The 20,937-nt window shown below is 55.8% G+C and carries 14 protein-coding genes and 1 pseudogene; 7 read left to right on the forward strand and 8 right to left on the reverse strand.

The annotated features are described in order from the left end of the window. Positions 1-261 precede the first annotated feature (261 nt). Positions 262-1,578, forward strand: coding sequence for an NAD(P)/FAD-dependent oxidoreductase (locus tag AMR42_RS14945; protein ID WP_234407024.1), 1,317 nt, complete (start codon positions 262-264; stop codon positions 1,576-1,578). 19 nt (positions 1,579-1,597) lie between these two features. Here AMR42_RS14945 and AMR42_RS14950 read toward each other — a convergent pair whose 3' ends face one another. From AMR42_RS14950 to AMR42_RS14965, 4 genes are all read right to left on the reverse strand, one after another. Continuing rightward, a complete protein-coding gene (locus AMR42_RS14950) occupies positions 1,598-3,619 on the reverse strand; it encodes a PP2C family protein-serine/threonine phosphatase (protein WP_158234500.1) in 2,022 nt (673 codons plus the stop codon). 361 nt (positions 3,620-3,980) lie between these two features. Next, positions 3,981-5,063: a diguanylate cyclase gene (locus AMR42_RS14955; RefSeq protein ID WP_099534460.1), complete on the reverse strand. Its 1,083-nt coding sequence runs from the start codon at positions 5,061-5,063 to the stop codon at positions 3,981-3,983. A 342-nt stretch (positions 5,064-5,405) separates the two neighbouring features. Next, positions 5,406-5,747 (reverse strand): STAS domain-containing protein, encoded by a 342-nt coding sequence (locus AMR42_RS14960; protein ID WP_099534461.1) that lies wholly within the window; start codon positions 5,745-5,747, stop codon positions 5,406-5,408. A gap of 432 nt (positions 5,748-6,179) precedes the next feature. Further along, entirely contained in the window at positions 6,180-6,761 is a 582-nt protein-coding gene (locus AMR42_RS14965; RefSeq protein ID WP_099534462.1) for an ATP-binding protein, read from the reverse strand. 355 nt (positions 6,762-7,116) lie between these two features. Here AMR42_RS14965 and AMR42_RS14970 point away from each other — a divergent pair, with 355 nt between their 5' ends. Further along, positions 7,117-7,884: an ABC transporter permease gene (locus AMR42_RS14970; RefSeq protein WP_099534463.1), complete on the forward strand. Its 768-nt coding sequence runs from the start codon at positions 7,117-7,119 to the stop codon at positions 7,882-7,884. Positions 7,885-7,961: 77 nt separating this feature from the next. Continuing rightward, a complete protein-coding gene (locus AMR42_RS14975; protein WP_099534464.1) occupies positions 7,962-8,951 on the forward strand; it encodes a M48 family metallopeptidase in 990 nt (329 codons plus the stop codon). A gap of 283 nt (positions 8,952-9,234) precedes the next feature. On the opposite strand, the gene AMR42_RS14980 is transcribed toward AMR42_RS14975, so the two are convergent. Next, positions 9,235-9,627 carry an AbrB family transcriptional regulator gene (locus AMR42_RS14980; protein ID WP_099534465.1) on the reverse strand — a complete coding sequence of 131 codons (393 nt, stop codon included), beginning with the start codon at positions 9,625-9,627 and terminating at the stop codon, positions 9,235-9,237. 984 nt (positions 9,628-10,611) lie between these two features. Here AMR42_RS14980 and AMR42_RS14985 point away from each other — a divergent pair. Next, positions 10,612-11,799: a 2Fe-2S iron-sulfur cluster-binding protein gene (locus tag AMR42_RS14985; RefSeq protein ID WP_199858202.1), complete on the forward strand. Its 1,188-nt coding sequence runs from the start codon at positions 10,612-10,614 to the stop codon at positions 11,797-11,799. Between the two features lie 45 nt (positions 11,800-11,844). Here the strand turns inward: AMR42_RS14985 and AMR42_RS14990 are convergent, their stop codons facing one another. From AMR42_RS14990 to AMR42_RS15000, 3 genes are all read right to left on the reverse strand, one after another. Further along, positions 11,845-13,407: a GTP-binding protein gene (locus AMR42_RS14990; protein ID WP_234407026.1), complete on the reverse strand. Its 1,563-nt coding sequence runs from the start codon at positions 13,405-13,407 to the stop codon at positions 11,845-11,847. A gap of 51 nt (positions 13,408-13,458) precedes the next feature. Continuing rightward, positions 13,459-14,307 (reverse strand): DNA adenine methylase, encoded by an 849-nt coding sequence (locus tag AMR42_RS14995; protein WP_158234501.1) that lies wholly within the window; start codon positions 14,305-14,307, stop codon positions 13,459-13,461. 97 nt (positions 14,308-14,404) lie between these two features. Next, the gene (locus AMR42_RS15000; RefSeq protein ID WP_099534467.1) at positions 14,405-15,304 is read right to left on the reverse strand and encodes a hypothetical protein; all 900 of its coding nucleotides are present in this window, start codon (positions 15,302-15,304) and stop codon (positions 14,405-14,407) included. A gap of 151 nt (positions 15,305-15,455) precedes the next feature. On the opposite strand from AMR42_RS15000, the gene leuC reads away from it, so the two are divergent. From leuC to AMR42_RS15015, 3 genes and pseudogenes are all read left to right on the forward strand, one after another. Continuing rightward, positions 15,456-16,865, forward strand: coding sequence for a 3-isopropylmalate dehydratase large subunit (leuC, locus tag AMR42_RS15005; protein WP_099534468.1), 1,410 nt, complete (start codon positions 15,456-15,458; stop codon positions 16,863-16,865). Between the two features lie 127 nt (positions 16,866-16,992). Then, a pseudogene (locus tag AMR42_RS15010) lies at positions 16,993-17,712 on the forward strand (DUF561 domain-containing protein); the annotation flags it as partial. Positions 17,713-18,106: 394 nt separating this feature from the next. Beyond that, positions 18,107-20,937, forward strand: a 2,831-nt coding sequence (locus AMR42_RS15015) for an exodeoxyribonuclease V subunit beta (protein WP_099534469.1), incomplete at its 3' end; no start/stop codon positions are given.

The raw sequence follows: 20,937 nt of genomic DNA on the forward strand, positions 1-20,937 counted from the left end.
AATTTAAAATCAGAGTTTTCAACTCAGGTTTTTTGATTTTTTACTTTGATTCTAAATTTTTACGCTAATTCGGGTATTGTGTGATTTTTGTAATGCTATCTTAATCAGGTCATTGACCGACCGCCTATTGAACTAATCATCATGAATAAACTATCGGAAATTGCGAATGTGGTCATTTTTGTGGCGTTGCTGAGTTTTATTGGCTTGAGTCTGTTTCGGATTGGGGCCCATTTTTGGCCGATCGTGACGGGAGGTTAGGGGATGAGTTTGGACGATCGCCCGAACATGAACCGATCGGGGCGAGTGGTGGTGGTGGGCGGCGGGGCCGCGGGCTTTTTTGGGGCGATCGCCTGTGCGCGAGCGAATGCTGACCTGGATGTGACCGTTTTGGAGGCGGGGCCCCAATTTCTGAGCAAGGTGCTGATTTCTGGGGGCGGCCGCTGCAATGTGACCCACGCTTGCTTTGAGCCATCCCAGTTGGTGCAACATTACCCACGCGGAGCCAAGGCTTTGCGGGGGGTATTTAGCCGGTTTCAACCCCGCGATACGGTGACTTGGTTTGTGGGGGAGGGGGTGCTGCTGAAAACCGAGCCGGATGGGCGGATGTTTCCAATTACGGATCGATCGAGCACCATTGCCGATTGCTTGATGCGGGCGGCGGAAAGAGCGGGCGTGCGGCTGCGATCGCGGGCGGCGGTCAGCAACATCACCCACGAGGCGGGACAATTCCAAGTTCAGTTGCGATCGGGGGAAATTTTGACGGCCGATCGGGTGTTGCTGGCCACGGGCAGCCAGCCGACGGCCTACCGCTGGGCGGCGGGGTTGGGCCATCCGATTGTGTCACCGGTTCCCTCGTTGTTCACCCTGGCCATTCCCGATCCCCGGCTAGACACGCTGGCGGGGTTGGCCGTGGAGCGGGCCCAGGTGCGGCTGGTTTTGCCGGAGGCCGATCGGGGTGGCAAAGGCAAAAAGCCACCGGACTCGGAGCAAATCGGCCCGGTGCTGATTACCCATTGGGGCCTGAGTGGGCCGGCGGTGTTGCGGTTGTCGGCCTGGGCGGCGCGATCGCTCCACGAGGCTCACTATCGGGCCCTGTTGCGGGTGAACTGGCTGGGCACGGCTTCGGCAGAGGAGGCACGCGATCGACTGCGAACCCTGAAGCAACAGAACCCACGCAAGGCCGTGTCCACCGCTGGGCCGCCGGAGTTGCCGAAACGGCTTTGGCAAAAATTGGTGGAAGCGGTGGGGGTGGCGGCGGATTTTCGCTGGGCCGATTTACCGAAGGGGCCGATCGAGGCGTTGGTGCGCGAGTTGGTGCAGGGAGAATTCAAAATCACCGGCAAGGCAGTCTTCAAGGAAGAGTTTGTGACCTGTGGCGGGATTGATTTGAAATCCGTGGACTTCAAAACCTTGGAAAGTCGCTCTTGCCCGGGGTTGCACTTTGCCGGTGAAATTTTGGACATTGACGGCATCACGGGCGGGTTCAATTTCCAAAGCGCCTGGTCTACGGGTTGGATTGCGGGCCAGGCGATCGCCCAGGGAGTTGCCGCCGCGCCTTTGGGGGTGAACCAGGGTTGAAGTCGTCGATTTTGGCGACCTAAGCCGACAAGGACGGCAAGCTACAAACATTGGGCCAGTCGATCGCCGTGGCAGACTCGATCGGGCGATCGGCTGGCTCCTGCTGTCGCTTAATCACAATCAGGGTGATGTCATCAAAAATCTTGGCCTCACCAATGTGGCGATACACATCATCCACCACCAATTTACAAATTTCCTGGGGGCTGCGATGGTGCTCAGTTCGCAACAACCGACAGAGGCGATCGGCCCCATAGAGCTGGTTGCTGTGGTCGGCCGCCTCGGTCAGGCCGTCCGTGTAAAGCACCACCAAATCGCCGGGATTGAGATAGACCTCCGCTTCGGCAATGAAACTGCTGACATCCGCTTCAATCCCGAGGGGAAAGCCCAAATCTAAGGTATCGACCCGATCGATCGCCCCATCCGCCCGCACCACGATCGCCTCCTCATGCTGACCGCTGAGGCGCAGTGACCCCCGCTCATAAACCAACAGGGAAAGGGTCATGTTGCGGTACGATCGCATCCGCCTGGTGTTGTCATACACCAAGCGATTGAGGGTGTTGATCGTTTTCACCTGATCAATTTCGCCCACCGCTTGCAAGGTGCGCACCGCCGCCTGCACCATCAGCATCACCATGCCGCTTTCCAGGCCATGGCCCGTCACATCGCCAATGCTGATTTCCACCCGGCCATCCCGGTGCAGCACGTCGTAGTAATCGCCGCCCACCTCATCGGCCGGTTCCATGTAGGCGGCAATTTCCAAGTCCGCCGTGTTCAGTAAGTCTTCTTCCTTGGGCAGAATCATTTGGTGCAAACGACGCACCACGGACAATTCCGCCCCCATCCGGCGATTTTCGTCCGTGAGCTGCTGGTTGAGGGTCACAATTTCCTGATTAGCCCGCGCTAGGTCATAGGTTCGCTCGGTGACGCGCTGCTCCAGGGTTTCCAGATGCACTTGCAGTTGGGTGACCATCCGCGCAAAGGAGGTGGCCAATGCGCCGATTTCATCTTCCCGATCGGTGGGCAAGGGTTGATCCCAATGGCCACGGGCGATCGCCTGGGAAGCCCGATTCAGGGCCACAATCGGCTCCACCAACCGACCCGCCATCCAATAGGACACCACCACCACCAGCAACAGCACCATGCTGGACACCATCAGGAGCAATCGGGTTTGGGTGGCCAACGCCTCTTGCAGGGACTTCAGCGAGAGGGTGACCAGGGCGGATCCTTGCAGGGCTTGTGACTGATCGCGCAACGGCACAATCACATGCAGCAGATTGCCATTCACCACGCGGGCCGTGGCCTGAGTGTTGAGGCTATTGCGCAAGAGAGACAATTGCTGCTCGGCCAATTGCTTCCCGAGGCCGCTTTCCGGGCGAGCTTGACCCGCAATCACCTTGCCCTGCAAGTCAATGACCCAAATGCCCAGCACGTCCGGTTCCCGCAGCAACTCCTCAATCAGGCGATCGAGACCCAGGGCCTGGCGCAAGGATTCCAAAAAGGCCACATGGTTCCCCACTTGCACAATGCGGCGCTGATCAATCCCCGGAACCCCCACGTATTGAAAGACGCGATCGTCAATTTCCCGCCGCCGAGGTTCTTGGATCACCATCTTGGCCTTGCCCGTCAACAGGGGCCAAAACACATGGGCTTGGGGTTGTTTTTTCGGATCGGGATTAAAACAAAAAACCGCCTCCCCGGGCGGTCGCAAGCGGGCACATCCATCCGCATCCGAAATCCAAACTTCATCAATGATCGAATCGGCCAGAATCTTGTTAATTCGTTGTTGGAGTTGGGCAGTTGGTTCGCCGCGTTTTTGGCTCACATCCACCAACTGAGCTAAGGCGGTGGCGGTGGCGGCCATTTGCTGGCCCAATTTGTTTTCCACGGTGGCCGGCACATCCCGCAACACCGACAGGGCACGGCTGAGGGTGTTGGCCAGGCGCACGCCGTCCGTTTCGGAGCGCCGAATCAATTCGTGATGGGTGTTCCAGTGAAAAATGGCAATGGTGGGCAAGACGGCCACCACTGCAACTCCCGCCATCATGAATAGCAAGCGTCTTTGTAAATTCATACGTAAATGTTACTTAAAAAGTTTTGTCACTTAAACCGTTTGTTCGTCGTTTCAATCCTAGGCCATGTCATTGGTTGCGCCCAATGTCGGGTCAAAACGATGTAAAGCTGATCCCATTTGGGAAAGAACTTAATTCAGAAACAGCCCGGTTCAAGGCCCGATTTGAATCTCAGTGCCAAATTTGCTTCAAAGTCTGTTTCAAAGTCTGCTTCAAAACCTGATCCAAACCTTAATTGACGGCTTGATTTTCGGCCCAATTCTGGGCCCAATTCAAGATCTTTCTCATTTAGCGTTAATTCAGTGCTAATTCAGCGTTAATTCAGTGCCAATCCTAATGAATTCGCATTTCAACGGCCGATCGAAGGGCGATCGTTTCGTTGCTGAGTTCGTCAGCCACCACCACCCGATTGCGTCCCTGTTGTTTGGCGGCGTATAGGGCCCGATCGGCCCGGGACACCAACAGGGTGGGCGAGGTGGTCAAGGAGGGCGAGATGGCCGCCACCCCAACGCTCACCGTCACACAAGGGTTAACGGCCGATCGGGGATGGGGCAGGCTTAACCCCAAAACGGCCTGGCGAATTCGGGTTCCCACCAATTCCGCCTGCTGCAAGGTGGCGCGGGGCAACAAGACCGCAAATTCTTCGCCCCCATAGCGAGCCACCAAATCCGAGGTCGATCGAGCCACTTGGGCGATCGCCATCGCCACCTGCTGCAAACAGACATCCCCCGCCACATGGCCCAGCAAATCGTTGTAGGCCTTGAAGGAGTCCACATCCACCATCACCAAGGCCAACGGCTCAGACCGGCTGCCTCGCGTTTGCCATTGTTGCTCCAAATATTCATCAAACCGCCGCCGGTTGGCCACGCGCGTCAAGGCATCCATCGTGGCCTTGGCTCCCGCTTCCGTGGCTTGCACATAGAGCTGCTCGATCATGGCATCCCCATGCTCAATAATCAGCCGCAGCACATGCTCCAGGTCTTCCCGTTCCCGGGTAATGGTTCCTAACAGCGATTGCAGTTTTTGTTCCGCGTTCCGGTGTTGATGGGCCTCGATGGTCAACCGCTCATTGGCGCTCAACAGCTCGTTTTCAATCACGCTGCTATGCTCGATCGTGGTTTGCAAAACCCACTCCAGATCTCGCTTCTGTTGGGCCACTTGCTTCAAAATCGTCTGCAATCGCTGCTGTTGGCGACGGTACAGCGACAGGGTGGACTGTAGTTCGTTTTCAATACAGTCACCATGGATGGCGGTGGTTTCAAGGGCGATCTGGAGATCGCGGTTGCTTTGCTCTAAAGCAGCCACCTGCTGGCGAAGGCGTTTGTTTTCTTCAATCAACGCTTGTGGATCAGACGATGCCGCCGGATCGGGCAGCGACTGGGGATCGCGCACAGTATCTCCAAACAGACGCGGCATAGACCGCTTGTAGAGGGTAGAGCCGAGGGAGCGATCAACATCAACGCCACAGCCTAGTGATTGAACCGATGAATGTTGAACCGAGCGTTGCACAGACCTGGAAGGATCAAGGGCAATTCAGGGAACCCATGCTGCGTGATCGATGCCATAGGATTGCTCACCGCAGGATTACCCACCGAATGATGGCTTGTCATGATGACGACTCAGTGGTGATGACTCAGGGTCGATCGACGTTGAGCGATCTACTCCGAGCGATCCCTTCTGAGTGAGCCATTCTGAGCCATCCCTTCTGAGCAAGCCATCCGGTCATGACCCACGAAACTATCTCCAAGCTCATGATCGCTAAGTTAGCACTAGTTCAATGCTGGGCATGAGGCGCTGGAGATTTTTGAGCGATCGCGTTTGCCAAACAATATTAGCGGATCCTTTAAAAGTTAACTTTGCTGTCCCCCGCTGTCGCAACCGAACTACAAACATAGACAGCATACTGATACCGGAGCTATTGAGGAATTCGAGTTCCTGGAGGTCAACAATGATTTTCTCGGACTCTTCCGCCGCCGCTTCCAAAATATCGAGCACAGGACGGTAAGCCTCAAGGCCGTCCAGACGCAGGGAACCACGGCAGAGAATCGTTGCCGTGGCGGGGTCATACTGAATGCTGTAGTCCGGTTGTTTTAGTTCCATACGAATGAGTGGTGGGAAATTGCGGAGGACTGGGGCATTGGAGAAAACCAGGAACTAAGAAGTATTAACAGAAAGATAGGGCCATGATGTAAGGCGGCAGGGCTGGGGGCGAACCATGGAGAAGGCGCGATCGAATCGTGATCCTGTGGTGATGCTGACCGGTGTGGCCGCATCTTCAGATCCCGTTGGTAGATCCCGTTGGTAGATCCCGTTAGCTAGATCCAGTCACCCGATCCAGTCAGTCACGCGAATGAGCCATCGCAGTTGGTGCAGTTTCACCATGCGATCGAGCCTTAACTATCCTTACATGAACGTGCTCTGGGCCATGCAAGGTTTCGGGATCCCCCCATCACCGAAATGCTGGCAAGAGTTTGACAATATCTTGGTCTCTTTGCTCAGTTCCAGGGCGATCGACATTTTAATAGTCAATCACTACACTGTGAGTCGGGCCATCACGCTGATCGCAACGGAGTTGTCATCATTAGTAGACGATGTAAACCGCCACCCCATTTTCACTCCGTAATCTGCCATGATTGAAATCAGCCCCAGGCAAGATTCATTGGACTCTTCACGCCCCATTTGCTCTAGTCGTTGAGCATAAAGTAGGTCAAGATCAGTCGTCAAAATATCATGGATGTGCTTCTGAAATCGGATGGCGCGATCGGCCGTTGTGCTGTTGCAAACCAGAAGCAAGATGCTGGACTCATAGAGATAGAGAGAAATGGTGACTGGGCTGTTCACCCGTTCATCACTGAATTTAATCGCATTCTCAATGAGTTCATTGGCGACATAGCTAATACAGGCCTTAACATTTTCTTGAGTGCTGGAGCTATCGGCCGCGTCCTCATTGTTGCCCGGAAAAAAGGTGGCGAAATAGTCGCCCAAAAAATCGGCCGATAGTCCATAATTGCGCCAACGAATTTTGCGAGCTTGCGCACTCGGTGAAAACCCCAAGGTTAGGTATTCTTGGGTATCAGGTAGGGAATCGTAAAACTCGCCTAAGGTTACATTCATCACGCTTATGCATTGACCAAGCTAAGAACAGGATAAGGCAAAATTTTCCGAGAGTAGAGGGCTGAATTCAGCATCAACAATGTTTTGGAATGTTTTGGAAACTCCAAGTCATACCCTAAACTACCAAAACATTCGCACCATCACAGTTTTGCGGGCTGGTTCGGGCGGGCTTGGATTCAGCCCCGGTGCATGATTGCAGGGCTTTCTCCTGGCGCGATCGAGGGCAATGGCTCACTCAAAATCATGACTTCAAAGGCTCCACCGAATTTTTAGAATGATTTTTAAGATGATCAGAAAGATGATCAGATCTCCCAAAACCTTACTCTCTCCAGTGACCCCGACCGCGCTTCGGTTAATGGGTCGGCAGGCGCTGGCGATCGCCCGGCGGATTTTGCAGGAGTTGTGGCGGCGCAAGCGCAGTTTAGTGTTTTGGTCGCTGTTTCCGGCGCTGGTGTTGGTGCTGAATGGGTTGATTTTGGCGGAGCGGGCCCAACTGCCGATCGCGGCGGCCTTTGAGCGGGCGGCTCCGGTTTCCTGGGTGGGGGCGGCCCTGTTTTTTAGCTGTCTGGGCGGCACGGTGGCAACCCTGGTGGGCGAGCGAGAGTCGGGCACGTTTCGGCGGCTGGGCCTGTCGCCCCTGGGTGGCATGGCTTATTTTTTGGGAATTAGCCTCGCTCACGGGGCGATCGCCCTCGGCCAGGCGGTCATTGTGGGGATCATTGCCACCGCCGTGGGGGCCCAGTTCCAGGGGGCCTGGTGGTTGGGCGGGGCGATCGGGTTGCTGAGTGTGTTGGCCTATGTGGGGGTGGGCTTTGTGCTGGGGGGACAATTTGCCCGGCGCACGGAGGATGTGAATGCGTTGGTGGCGGCCTTGGGCGTGCCCCTGCTAATTTTGGGCGGCAGCTTTGTGCCCGCCTGGCTGTTTCCACCCCTGTTGCAACAGTTGGCCCGTTTTGACCCGATTTACCACATGAATGAAGCCCTGTTGCGGGTGGCTAGCGAGGGAGCCACGGCCGCTGATATTGCATTGCATCTGTGGGTGTTGGGCGGGGTGGCGATCGGGGGCTTGGGTCTGAGCGCGGTGACCTATCAACAACTGTTACGGCGCGATCGTTGCCTTTAGGACGCTCCATCCTGGGGAACGCGCTACGCTGAACTTGCAGTCGTTTTGGCCCTTTCCGAGGGGCCTTGCTCCCAACCATGCCTAGCTATCCCGGAATTTCCAGCGAAGCCTTTCGTCATCCGCTCGATCGCGAAGCCGAGCAAGCCCTGCGAAGCCTGCCGGGATTTGACTTGGTGGCACGCAAATTTCTAGAAGTGGCGGTCGATCGGCCCCAATATCTCTACCACATGGGCAACAGCGTCCAAGTGGGGCCCCGTCAATACGCCAGCCTGCATCAGCTCCTGCGGGAATGTCTGCGAGACCTCGATGTGTTCCCGGAGCCGGCCCTGTTCGTCAGCCAAAGCTATCAGGTCAACGCCTTCACCATTGGTCAAGAACAGCCCACCTTGGTGCTCACCACCGCCCTGCTGGAATTGCTGAATGAAGCCGAATTGCGCGTGGTGTTGGCCCACGAATTGGGACATTTGAAATGTGGCCACAGCACCCTCACCCAAATGGCCATTTGGACGCTGTATGCGGCTTCCATGGTGGGGCAAATGACCATGGGCTTAAGCAACATGCTGATTAGCAACGCATTGGTCATGGCGTTTTATGAATGGAAGCGCAAGGCCGAACTGTCGGCCGATCGAGCCGCCCTGATTGCCACTGATGATCTCGACACCGTATTGATGACCATGGTGAAAGTGGCCGGCGGCAGTCCCAAACATTTGCAAGAACTGAGCCTTGCGGAATTCAAAAAGCAAGCCCGCGACTACCAATCCCTAGACGCGGATGCCATGAATCAGGCTTATAAATTCTTTCTTTACAACAACTTGCCCCAGGGCATGTACAGCAGCCATCCCTTCCCTGTGGAGCGAGCCAGCTATCTCCAAGATTGGGCCACTTCGGCGGAATATCAAGCCATTCGACGTGGGGACTACCAACGGGATGTGGCTCAAGGGGCCGTGAATGTGACGGCGAATGCAACCACCACGGCGCGATCGCCCGGCAACACCGAAGCCGATCGCCTGCGCCAACAAATTGAAGACCTGCAACGGGAACTCGATCGCCTGCGCCCAGCGCGATAGAAGTTGCTAGAAACTCGCAAAAATCCGCGCGAGTAAGCACAAGTCGCCAATCGCAAAGTACAAGCCGAAAGGCAACAAGTGCAAACCCAAAAACACAAACCAATCAGGGCAGATTGAAAGGGCAGATTAATAGGAGTAGATCAGTAAGAGCAGATCAGGCCCTTCAAGACGCACCCCCAAAAAACCAGAAAAACAAGGGGCTTAAGCCCCTTGTCTCAGGAATGAGAACAGAGAGCTTAAGCCCCTTGTCTACCCCCATTGGTGCTAGGGGCTATTTTGCAAGTTATTCTTCGCCCTTGCCGTCCACTTGCACCAGGCGAATGTGCTTGTAGCCCAGCTTGATCTCAAACTCATCGCCCGGCTTCAGACCCATGCTTTGGGTATAGGTCGAACCGATCACGATTTGGCCATTTTGATGCACCGTCACGCGATAGGTCGGTTCGCGACCCCGACCATCCTTGGCACTTTCCGGATCAATCCGCGTGCCCTTTGCTTCCAACAATGCATCATAAAACTCAGCCAAGTTCACCTGGACTTGGCCGCTTTTGGTCTCTTTGTAGTAGCCGCAGCGCTTTGCCTTTTCGCGACGGGGCAGATTCGAGAGTTCCTTCAGTTTTTGCAGTAGGGCTTTACCCTTCAGCGGTGTGGGTTGTTGAGCAGTTGCGGAATCACTCATTGCTGTCAAACATTCAGTTCAGTTAAAAAAGCCTAGCTCGGCTGAAGCGGGGTTCCTCAGATGCAATTGCCCTTTAACCCAAGAACACCGCCGACTTAGCCTAGCGCGTCCCCTAGTCGAGGCCAATTGTTCCGAACTTCCCCAATTCAGACATCACCTCCTCAGAGACTCTTCGACTCATTGGAGGGTGATCAAACCCCGATCGATCTTGGCTGGATCGATTGTTCGATTCGACTGGATTGGCCCCCTCAAAAATCAGGGATTTGCCATAATCTGGCAAAATCCAGCGGTAATTCTACAAACGATCAAACCGCACAATCTTGCATCGAAGGATGGTCAGTGAGGATGTCTCTCTCGATCGGAATCAGGTTTTACCGGTGTTGATCATGCTCTGACAGGCAGCCTAAATTTAGACCGGCCAATGCCAATCATGGCTGAAGCCTAGGATTTACCCATAAAAATTGATCGCCTAGAGACTAAGCACGGAGATAAATTTTTGAGGCAGCTTTAGATGCGCTCCTGGGCAGAATCCAGAAAAACACCGGAATCGAGATTGACTACATTAAGACTATAGCCCCAAGCGGCAGAAATTTGAATCGGACTGCTCAAAATTTTTAGATTAAAAAAGCTCTTGCCTCCCTATAGATTGATCTATCCCCCAGGGTGGGTTCGATTGCTTTGATCAGTTCGGGATGACGGCCTTTGCCGCTAAGGCTAAAGCGGGGCTGGCCAAAAGCAAAGACAAGGGGAGCGGACGCATCCCACAAAAATAGAAAATGTATCCTCTTCAGGGAAGAAGCACTGCAAATTGGGTGTTTTCGGATGATTTTTACGGAAGGGGGCAAGGCGATCGGACGATGGCCGCGGGGTGCTCAAACCCTCCTCAAAAAACATTGCAGATTGTGTGATGGGGGAGCGGGTCTCCCAGCAATTTGCGACTAGACTAGTATCAAATCCCTGCCGTATTTGCCGAATCGACCAGCCGTGCAAGTCACTTTCCAAATCATGCGTCGGGAACCCGGATCGTCTCTTCGGGTTCAGTCCTATCGCCTGGACAATGTTTTACCCGGAAATACGATTCTGGATTGCCTGAATCGTATCAAGTGGGAGCAAGATGGCAGTCTTGGCTTTCGCAAAAATTGTCGAAATACGATTTGCGGAAGTTGTGCCATGCAGATTAATGGCCGATCGCGCCTGGCCTGTAAAGAAAATGTTTCGGAAATGTTGACCCGGGCGATCGGGACGGATGAGCACGGCGAGCCGGTGATCACCGTGGCTCCGATGGGCAATTTACCGGTGATTCGAGATTTGGTGGTGGATTTGCAACCGTTTTGGGCCCGGTTGGAATCAATTCACCCATCGGTGAGCCGGGCGGAGCAGTTGGCGGCGGCGGAAACGGTGGCGGCCCAGGAGCGATCGCCCCAGCAAAATCATCCAGTCTCAACAGATCGGGTCAATCAGGCAAGCCAGGCAAGTCCAACGGATCAATCTACGGATCAACCTCTAGATCAACCTCTAGATCAGCCTCCAGATCAACCTTTGCGGGAAACGCGCCAAACGCCGGATCAGCGGGCCCTGTTGGAGCAGGCGGGCAACTGCATCGCTTGCGGGGCTTGCTATTCGGAGTGCAACGCGGTGATGGTGAATCCGCAGTTTGCGGGGCCCCAAGCCCTGGCGAAGGCGCAACGGTTGGTGGACGATACGCGCGATCGGGCAACGGCGGAACGCTTAAGCCAGTTGGGTGAGGATGGCAGCGGCGTTTGGGGTTGCACGCGCTGTTTTGCTTGCAATGAAGTTTGCCCGATGGAGGTGAACCCGCTCGATCGCATCTCGCGCATTAAGTCGGTGCTGTTGGCACAGGCGGCAACGGCGGGCGAGGCGATCGAACGACCTTTGCGCCACCGCCAAACGCTGGTGCAGATGGTGCGCGAGGGAGGGTGGATTGATGAGCGTCAGTTTGCCATTCGGGTCATTGGCAATTCGGGACGCGATTGGCGGGGGCTGGCTAGTTTGGCTCCGGTGGGCTGGCGGATGGTGGCTCGGGGCAAAATGCCGCTCACGTTTGAAAAATCCGAGGGCACTGACCAAGTGCGGGGTCTGATTGATGCGGTGCGGGCGGTGGAAGCGGCCCAAGGTACGGCCCAACCACCCCTGCCCGATCGGGAATCCTAGGATCGCGAATCCGGGGAATCCTGTTGTTGAGGTTGAAAGTCGCCCCTACCGAGAACCAAAGGGATCGGGAACCGCTGGCCGGCCCAGCTTGGCCCACAGTTCCGCCTCAATGCGTTTGACGATCGACTGTTCATCCAAGGTGGCTAACACCCGCCCGATCGCGGCCCTTGGCCCATCGGGGCCCCAGGAGGCATCGTTGGCTAGGTAGGTTTTGGTTGCTTGGCCGATCGCGTAGGAAGAAACTCCGGCGATCGCGGCTTGGGTGGCGGCGATCGACAGATAGGGCACGGTGGTGATCCCGCCAGTGGCGACGGTGGACAGGCCCAGAAATCCCTTGAGGGCGCTGAGGCCCAACCGGGCGATCCATTCTCCGGCACTGAGGCCGCCTAGCCCGATCGCGATGGTTTTCATCAGGGCGATCGCGCCCCGTTGACCCATGGGAATTCCGTAGAGCCGCGAGAGGGCCAAAATGGTGGCCAGGTCGATCGCCGCGCCCCCCACCAAGTCCAACACCACCACGGGATTCACCGCCACGGCGATCGCTTTGGCAATCGTGCCATTCCAAATCAGGCGATCGGCAGAACGATCCCGCAGGGCCAACTTGCGCGACAGGATCCGATCGCCCGCCGCTTGGGCATAAAGCAAAGAGTTCAGGGCCACCAATGCTTTGCCCTCCCTTGCCAATACCTCCAAAATTTTCAGCTTCAGGCTTTCCACCTGGGGCGCACCCCGTTGCAAATCTGCCGCGATCGTCCCGTCGGGCCGCTGCACCACCTGGGCCACCAGGGGAGCCGCCGCCACCATCACAATCTCATCGGGCGACAGCAGCTCCCGCACCCGATCGTCCCGAATCTTTTCGTAAATGGCCTGTCGATCGGCCTCGGGAAACTGATCAATCTTGTTCAACACCAGCAGGATCGGCTTACCCGCTTCCCGCAACTGAGACAGGGCCTCGCATTCCACTTGGGTCATGTCCCCGGCCACCACAAACAGGATCAGATCTGACGCTTGCCCCACCTCCCGAGCCAGGGCCGCCCGCGCCGCCCCATTCACTTCATCAATGCCCGGCGTGTCCACCAGTTCCACTTGGCCCAAACTGGACGGCACTGTCCAATGAATGCTCCGGCTAGATTGGGTTACACCGTGGGTGGGGCCCGTTTCAAAGACCGATCGCCCCAACAGGGCATTAAGCAAAGAAGACTTGCCGCGACTGACGGCCCCAAACACGGCAATTTGAACCCGCTGATCCTCCAGCTTGTCCAGCATTTGCGCCAAACCCTCCAGATCTGGCTCCAGACCCGATCGCTCCCGGGGGGTCAAGTCCAACCGCTCCATCAGCGATCGCAGGGCCGATCGGGCTTGGCGATAGGCCAACTCCGCATCCAAATCCGCCAAGGACTCGATCGCCGCATCCAATTCCCGATCGACCGTATCCCACTCGTCTAGGCGATTGCTACTCTCAGAATCATCACTCTCAAAATCATCGCCCTCAAAATCATCACCCTCAAAATCGCCGCGATCCAAGCCACTCCCATCAACATCGGTGGGTCGATCCATCGGCCCTTCCATTGACTCAGAGAATTCAGGATTTGGCGGAATGGCAGCCATGGGCGATCGGGAATAACCATTAAGAATAGAAATTGATCTAAACCACAATCGTCAGAATTGGATCAGACCTTTTTTGGCGATTAATAATTCCTGACCGGCCTTTGATCGCCTGCCTTGGGTATTGGTCATGCTGTAGGGCTTTGTCCAGGGTAAACAATCCGCCCAATCGGCCGGATAGAGATCCTGAATTGCTTCACAATTATCGATCGTCATCAGCCAATCGTGGGGACAATCGCGCAGGGCTGCCGCCAATTGTTGATGATTAAACCCCTTGTGCAAATCGCCCGATCGCCCATAAAGCCGCGATTGTTCTGCGGAAAAATAGGGCGGATCGAGAAAAATAAACACATCTTCACCGGGCGCATGAATCAGCGCCTGATAGTCACCGAGGGTTAAGTGTACCCCCGCCAGCCGACCTTGCAAGTTTTCCAGCCGTTGGATGCTGGACTCCGTGAATCGACCGCAATAGGCCGCCGCCGTCATGCCGCCGGATTCCGTGAGGCCGCTGGCGGTGCTGCGATTCAAAATAAAAAATCGCGCCGCATTATGGAGCCGATCGCCCGGTAAGTTCGCCAGTTTTTGTTGATAGCGATCGCGAAATTCCACCCATTGATCGCACTTGCGCCGCTCACCGTCGTAGTCATCCCGCAGCGATCGCACCAACCGGGCCAGGGCGATCGTATCGGTCTGCACCTGCTGCCAAAAATCCATCAACAACGGATTCGCATCATTGGCCCAAAATGCTTGCGCTACGCCGGCCCCGATCGCGTGGAGTAACACACTGCCACCCCCCAAAAACGGCTCCCGGTATTCCTTCGCCGATCGAAAATATTGCGTAAAAATCGGCAAATCTTTTTGTTTCCCCCCCGGATATCGCAGGGGCGATCGCAAATTTTTCATAGGATAGGGCGATGAGCTAATCGCCAGTTCATTCCTCTCCACAGTGAATTTAGTTGATTCAAGTTGCGTAGGGTTAATTTCGTTAAGTAGTTCTGACTTATAGAGAAGACTGGAGTTCATCAAATGCAATTTCCAAAACAGATGGCCAGCGACAATCACCTTTCAAGAAAACAAGTTGACCAAATTTTTCTTGAACTTTATGAGTTACTTTTTCGAGAATGATGCTATCAGCATTGAAAAAACCACTCCTGATTAGCGATTGCCTAAAATCATGCAATTCTTCCCACTTCTTTACAGGAGATTCAACCTCAACACTACAAGTAAAGCAAGTTTTTCGCAAAGAAACAGGCGGTGCATCTATAGCCCACCCTTGAGGGCTACCTGATATGCCATCAAAGATCCAAGGTCGGTTGAGTGGATCTTTAATTAATCTAAAAGCTCTAGTGCTTTCAGATCTACTGCTTTGCCCTGTCCAGCATCTACGAAAGGCTAGAGTAATCCAACGATCGGCGAAAACTTCAAAGAATTCATCAAAATTATATACACAAATATCGATAACATCTGTTGGAGATCTTGGATGGGTAAGAATTAACTCTGCTGGGTTTTCAGACAAACCCTGGCTTAAGTTGATTTCCATCATGATCATTCGCAAGAAACTTTTAAATCGATTCTTTTTCGGAAAAATCTCTTGCCAAGAAACATTTCTCTTTTTAGTCCCTTTGTGAATCTCCTGAATCACTTGATCAAATAATTCAATTTCTCCCTTTCCCAAAAATCTGCAAAACTCCTGACGAGATGCACGGTTATATAGAAAAGACTTTTCGACTTGTTTTAAAGATACAGCCTTTCCATTAAGCAAAACATCTGCTTTCTTGCGATTACTATTTTCTCTTCCCAACTCGTCAACCGTCTTTAAAACGCCGATATGGGGTAGTAAAATCTTGCCGCGCTGTTGCTTAAGCCATCTAATCACTCCTGCTTCATTACCGTGTGTCATGCTTATTCACTTCTATAAGAAGGTGAAACATTCCCCAAATTATCGGATCGTCAGCGACACGATAGAATAAGACCTCTGAATCGGCCCGGCAAGCTGCCCGCCGATCGCCGTTTCCCCGAGAGATACACCCACCACAGAGCGATCGCCCGTCATGAGCCAAGGAACCCTCTTCGACAAAGTTTGGGATTTGCACACCGTCGCCACATTGCCTTCGGGCCAAACCCAACTGTTCGTTGGCCTGCATCTGATCCACGAAGTGACCAGCCCCCAAGCCTTTGCCATGTTGCGCGAGCGGGGTCTCAAAGTGCCGTTTCCCCAGCGCACCGTGGCCACCGTTGATCACATTGTCCCCACCCAACTGCAACAACGCCAGCGCCCCTTCATCGATTCCTTGGCGGAAGACATGATCGTCGCCCTTGAGCAAAGCTGCCAAGAATTCGGCATTCGGTTCTATAACATCGGCTCCGGCAAGCAAGGCATCGTCCACGTGATCGCCCCCGAACAGGGCTTGACCCAACCGGGCATGACGATCGCCTGTGGCGACAGCCACACCTCCACCCACGGCGCATTCGGGGCCATCTCCTTTGGGATCGGCACCAGCCAAGTGCGCGACGTGCTGGCTTCTCAAACCCTGGCCATGACCAAGCCGAAGGTGCGCCGCGTGGAAGTGAACGGCGACCTGCGCCCGGGAGTCTACGCCAAAGACGTGGTGTTGCACATCATCCGCAAGCTGGGCGTGAAAGGCGGCGTGGGCTATGCCTACGAATACGCGGGCACGACCTTTGAGACCATGAGCATGGAAGAACGGATGACCGTTTGCAACATGAGCATCGAAGGCGGCGCGCGTTGCGGCTACGTCAACCCCGACCAAATCACGTTTGACTATTTGCAAGGGCGCGAGTTTGCCCCCAAGGGAGCCGATTGGGATGCGGCGGTGGCTTGGTGGACGAGCGTTCGCAGCGATGCGGATGCTGAATACGATGATGTGGTGGTGTTCGATGCGGCGGACATTGAACCGACCGTCACTTGGGGCATCACGCCCGGTCAGGGCATTGGCGTGACGGAAACGATCCCGACCGTGGAAGAACTGGACGAGGGCGATCGCTCGATCGCCAAGGAAGCCTACGACTACATGCAGCTCGCCCCGGGCCAGGCGATCGCCGGAACCAAGGTGGATGTCTGCTTCATCGGCAGTTGTACCAACGGCCGGATCAGTGACCTGCGGGAAGCCGCCAAGGTGGCCCAAGGTCGCCAAGTGGTTGAAGGGATCACCGCCTTTGTCGTGCCCGGTTCCGAGTCGGTGAAGCAAGCGGCCGAAGCGGAAGGCCTGCATGAAATCTTCAAGGCCGCCGGGTTTGAGTGGCGGGAAGCCGGTTGCTCCATGTGTTTGGCCATGAACCCGGACAAGTTGCAGGGCAGCCAAATCAGCGCCTCTTCCTCGAACCGCAACTTCAAGGGCCGTCAGGGTTCCGCCAGCGGTCGTACCTTGCTGATGAGTCCGGCCATGGTGGCAGCGGCGGCCGTGACCGGTTCCGTCACCGACGTGCGCGAGTTGCTATAACGACGCGCAAGGTTTGTTCTTTATTCGCTGAAGTTACGGGTTAGGGCAGGTTTCAAACCTGCCCCTACCGCCGGCCGTGCTTGATACAATTGCGGACATCTGCAAATCACGCTAATCAGGTGAACCTATGAGTGCAATGTCCCAACTGCAATCCGCCCTCGATCGCGGCCAAGCGTTGAAGGCGATCGCTGGTTTGAACAATTTCGACGGCGATCGGGTCGAAGCGATCGTCAAGGCAGCCGAGCTGGGCGGTGCAACCTTCGTGGACATTGCCGCCGACCCCGCCTTGGTGCAACGGATTAAGGCGATCACCAGCTTGCCCGTCTGTGTGTCCGCTGTGGAACCCGCCAAGTTCGTCGAATGCGTCGCGGCCGGCGCTGACCTGATTGAAATCGGGAACTTCGACAGCTTCTATGCCCAAGGCATCCGCTTTGAAGCCGCTGAAGTGCTGGCCATGACCCAAGAAACCCGCCGCCTGCTGCCCAGTGTGCTGCTGTCGGTGACGGTTCCCCATATCTTGGCCCTGGATGAGCAAGTGGCCCTGGCGGAAGCCCTGGTGGCCGCTGGCGCAGACATCATCCAAACCGAAGGCGGCACCAGCAGCCAACCCGTTCACGCCGGTAGCTTGGGCTTGATTGAAAAGGCGGCTCCCACCCTGGCCGCTGCCTACGAAATCAGCCGCGCGGTGTCCGTGCCGGTGCTTTGCGCGTCGGGCATTTCGGCGGTGACGGCTCCCTTGGCGATCGCGGCGGGTGCTGCGGGCGTGGGCGTGGGTTCGGCCATCAACAAGCTGGACAACGAAATCGCTATGGTGGCTGCGGTGCGCTCGATCGTTGAGTCGTTGTCGGGCACTGGCACAGCTTTGGGCACTAAGAACCTGCAAGCCACTTCAGGCACTGGCACTGGTACAGCTTTGGGCACTAAGAACCTGCAAGCCGCCTCAGGCACTGGCACTGGTACAGCTTTGGACACCAAGAACCTGCAAGCCGCCTCAGGCACTGGCACTGGTACAGCTTTGGACACCGAGAACTAGCGCCTCAGAGTCCCGATCGCTGCCAAGTTTGGTGGGCGATCGGGATTTAGCCTAAGCTCAGCCAGTAACCTCACGGATGGCTGATTTTCCCAAACCTCAAAAATGAGCACAGAAGCCGCCTCTCAAGGGTGGCTTTTTTGGTCTTGTTTTTCTGATTTGATAGGATCAATCGCGATCATCCACCCATTCAGCAACGGCGGGATCATTGATGCTCACTCCTGATCAGCGGCGGGCCGCGGAAGCACCCCAGAGTGTGGCAGTGTTGGCAGGGGCCGGCACGGGCAAAACCCACATGCTGGCTGCACGCTACCTGTACCATGTGACGGCATTTGGCTGCTCCCCGATCGAGATTGTGGCGGTCACCTTCACCCGCAAAGCGGCGGAGGAGTTGCGATCGCGCATTCGGCAGGATTTACAACAGCTTTTGGCCACCGAAGCCGCAGCGCTGGCCAGTGGCCATCCATCAGCCCTGACCCAACTCTACGATCGCTGGCCAGGCTGTGACCTATTGGCCGATTTGGAAGCGGCGGCGGTGAACACCTTCCATGCCGTGGCGGGACAAATTTGCCGAGAACAAGCGCACCACTTAGAATTAGCGCCCAACTTCACAATTCAAGAGGCTTGGGAAACGAGTCTTTGGCAAAAGGAACAGTTAGATTTGGCGTTGGATGAGCTGCCAGAATCGCATTATGCGGCTGTGCCCTATTCCACGTTGCGCCCCATTTTGGAAGGATTATTAGCCGATCGCTATACGGCGGAACAGGCCTTGCAGCGCGATCGCGCCGATTGGGAAACACAGGTCAAAATTTGGCGACAAGCAGCGCTCGATCGGCTGGTGAATGCTCCCAGTTGGCAATCGGCACAACAGTTTTTATCCCAATGGGCTGGGAGGCCCGGAGACGGAGCCGAGGGCAATCGGCAGCGAATTTTGGAATTAATGGATGCGATCGCCCAAGATCGCGATTCCGATCAATGGGCCGCTTGGACAAAGGCGATTGATTTTAATAAAGGACGAGGCAGCAAGAAAAATTGGGATTCTGCGGAGCTTTTAGAATCCGTCAGAGCAGCGATGAAGGCTGTGAGAGGTCAAATTAACCAGGCCTTAAAAGAAGGAGCCATTCTTTGCAAATTAGGAGAAGTTGACGATCGCTTTGAGGAAAAACTGAAAACCATTCGTCAAGTCTATGTTTGGGTGCGTTCTCGTTTGGAAGTGGCGAAAAAGCAAGCCCGGATCATGGACTTTAGCGATCTGGAATGGTATGCCCTCAAGGCGTTGGAAATGCCGGAAGTTCAAGCCTACTATCGTCAGCGATGGCAAGCATTTTTGGTGGATGAATTTCAAGATACAAATCCAGTCCAAAGCGCCTTGCTCGATCGCCTGCAACACGATCGGGCAAAGGTGACGATCGTTGGCGACAGCAAGCAATCAATCTATCGGTTTCGCCGGGCAGAAGTGGTGCTATTTCAAGATTGGTGCGATCGCCTGGCTCGCGCTGCCGAGGGCGATCGGGTCAGTTTGTCCCAGAGCTTCCGCACCCATCAAGATTTGGTGGTCGCGGGGAATGCGCTTTGTGAGCCGTTGTTGAACGAGTTGCACCAACCCTTACGGGGCGATCGGGCAGAACCACCCCTCGATCGCCCCGTGACCCTGTTGGCGGTGGCGGCCACCAGCAAAGCGCAGAAGGTTGCGATCCGGCGGGTGGCCGAGGCCCAGGCGATCGGTCAACGATTGCGCGATTGGGTCGATCGGGGATTGCTGATTTTTGATAAGGCCTTGGGAACCCCTCGCCCGCTGGAATTTCGCGACATTGCAATTTTGGGGCGCACCCATCGGCAACTGAGCATCATTGCCCAAACCCTAACGGCGGCGGGGTTGCCGGTGAATCTCTGCTCCGGCGACTTGCTGGATACCCGTGAGGCGAAGGATGGAACCGCTTTGCTCCGGTTTTTGGCAGATCCGCAAGATAGCGTGGCCCTGGTCACGATTTTGCGTAGTCCTTGGTTTGCGGTCAGCGATCGGGCCCTGTTCGCGGTCAGTCGCCAGTTTCCAGCGCCGGAACCCGCCACCCCTGACGGATCCCCCGCGCCGCGCCGATCGCCCAATTGGTGGGCCGCTCTGCAAGAGTTGCTCACCGATTCCGCGACTTTCAATCAGTTAGACGAGGGCGATCAACAGGCCCTGAAGCGGGCGGTGGAGCAGTTGCGGCGCTGGCGGGGCGATCGGCGGCGGGAACTGCCCTCCCAGTTGCTGCACCGGGCCGATCGAGCCACGGGCTACAGTGCCACAATCGCTAACTTACCGGACGGGGCCCGCCGCCTGCGGGATTGGCGCGACTTTGCCGACTGGATCGCCCAATTGGAGGAAGGGGTGGGCGACACCTTTGGCGTGGTGCGGCGGTTGCGACGCATTGAAACCGTGCGACGGCTGAATTCTGGTGACCTCAAAACCCTTTTTGCCCGATCGCCCCTGGAAGCCGGTAACGCCATTGACCTGATGACCATCCATGCGTCCAAAGGGTTGGAATGGCCGGTGGTGGTGTTGCCGGATCTGAATCCCCAGCGAGATTTCCAACAGTCAACTTCTTGGCGAATGAGCGCGGACTTGGGATTCGTGTTCCAGTGGCGTGACCAACCCCAGGAAAATCCACAAATTCCCGCCCTGTGGCACTTGCTGGCAGCGGCCGATCGGGAAGCGGAGCAGGCGGAAACCCGCCGATTACTCTACGTTGCTTTGACCCGGGCCCGCGATCGGTTGCTCCTGAGCGCCAATTTGCCTTGGCATGAAGACAAGGCTGAAAAAGGTGAAAAACCGGACAAACCCGAAACCAGCGAGGACGAAACGGGCGATCGCTTCCGTCCTTGGGATTGGGTGCAAGGGGTGGCCCAGGCCCAAGGCTGGCCGATCGACTGTGTGATGATCCCCGCAGACTCGCCGGATTTTCCCGATCGACCCAATTCAACCAATCAACCCGATCCAACCAATCCAGCCAATTCCCAAAACCCCCAAGACCCAACCGCGCCGGGCGATCGCCCCCCAAC

The sequence above is a fragment of the Limnothrix sp. PR1529 genome (assembly GCF_002742025.1).
GTDB lineage: Bacteria > Cyanobacteriota > Cyanobacteriia > CACIAM-69d > CACIAM-69d > CACIAM-69d.

What these genes read in the sequence shown, in the direction of transcription:
- AMR42_RS14945 (WP_234407024.1), top strand. Translation starts at nt 262, where the DNA reads ATGAGTTTGGACGATCGCCCGAACATGAACCGATCGGGGCGAGTGGTG.
- AMR42_RS14980 (WP_099534465.1), bottom strand. Translation starts at nt 9,627, where the DNA reads ATGAGTGATTCCGCAACTGCTCAACAACCCACACCGCTGAAGGGTAAA.
- leuC (WP_099534468.1), top strand. Translation starts at nt 15,456, where the DNA reads ATGAGCCAAGGAACCCTCTTCGACAAAGTTTGGGATTTGCACACCGTC.
- AMR42_RS14970 (WP_099534463.1), top strand. Translation starts at nt 7,117, where the DNA reads ATGGGTCGGCAGGCGCTGGCGATCGCCCGGCGGATTTTGCAGGAGTTG.
- AMR42_RS15000 (WP_099534467.1), bottom strand. Translation starts at nt 15,304, where the DNA reads ATGACACACGGTAATGAAGCAGGAGTGATTAGATGGCTTAAGCAACAG.
- AMR42_RS14960 (WP_099534461.1), bottom strand. Translation starts at nt 5,747, where the DNA reads ATGGAACTAAAACAACCGGACTACAGCATTCAGTATGACCCCGCCACG.
- AMR42_RS14995 (WP_158234501.1), bottom strand. Translation starts at nt 14,307, where the DNA reads ATGAAAAATTTGCGATCGCCCCTGCGATATCCGGGGGGGAAACAAAAA.
- AMR42_RS14965 (WP_099534462.1), bottom strand. Translation starts at nt 6,761, where the DNA reads ATGAATGTAACCTTAGGCGAGTTTTACGATTCCCTACCTGATACCCAA.
- AMR42_RS14975 (WP_099534464.1), top strand. Translation starts at nt 7,962, where the DNA reads ATGCCTAGCTATCCCGGAATTTCCAGCGAAGCCTTTCGTCATCCGCTC.
- AMR42_RS14955 (WP_099534460.1), bottom strand. Translation starts at nt 5,063, where the DNA reads ATGCCGCGTCTGTTTGGAGATACTGTGCGCGATCCCCAGTCGCTGCCC.
- AMR42_RS14950 (WP_158234500.1), bottom strand. Translation starts at nt 3,619, where the DNA reads ATGGCGGGAGTTGCAGTGGTGGCCGTCTTGCCCACCATTGCCATTTTT.
- AMR42_RS14990 (WP_234407026.1), bottom strand. Translation starts at nt 13,407, where the DNA reads ATGGCTGCCATTCCGCCAAATCCTGAATTCTCTGAGTCAATGGAAGGG.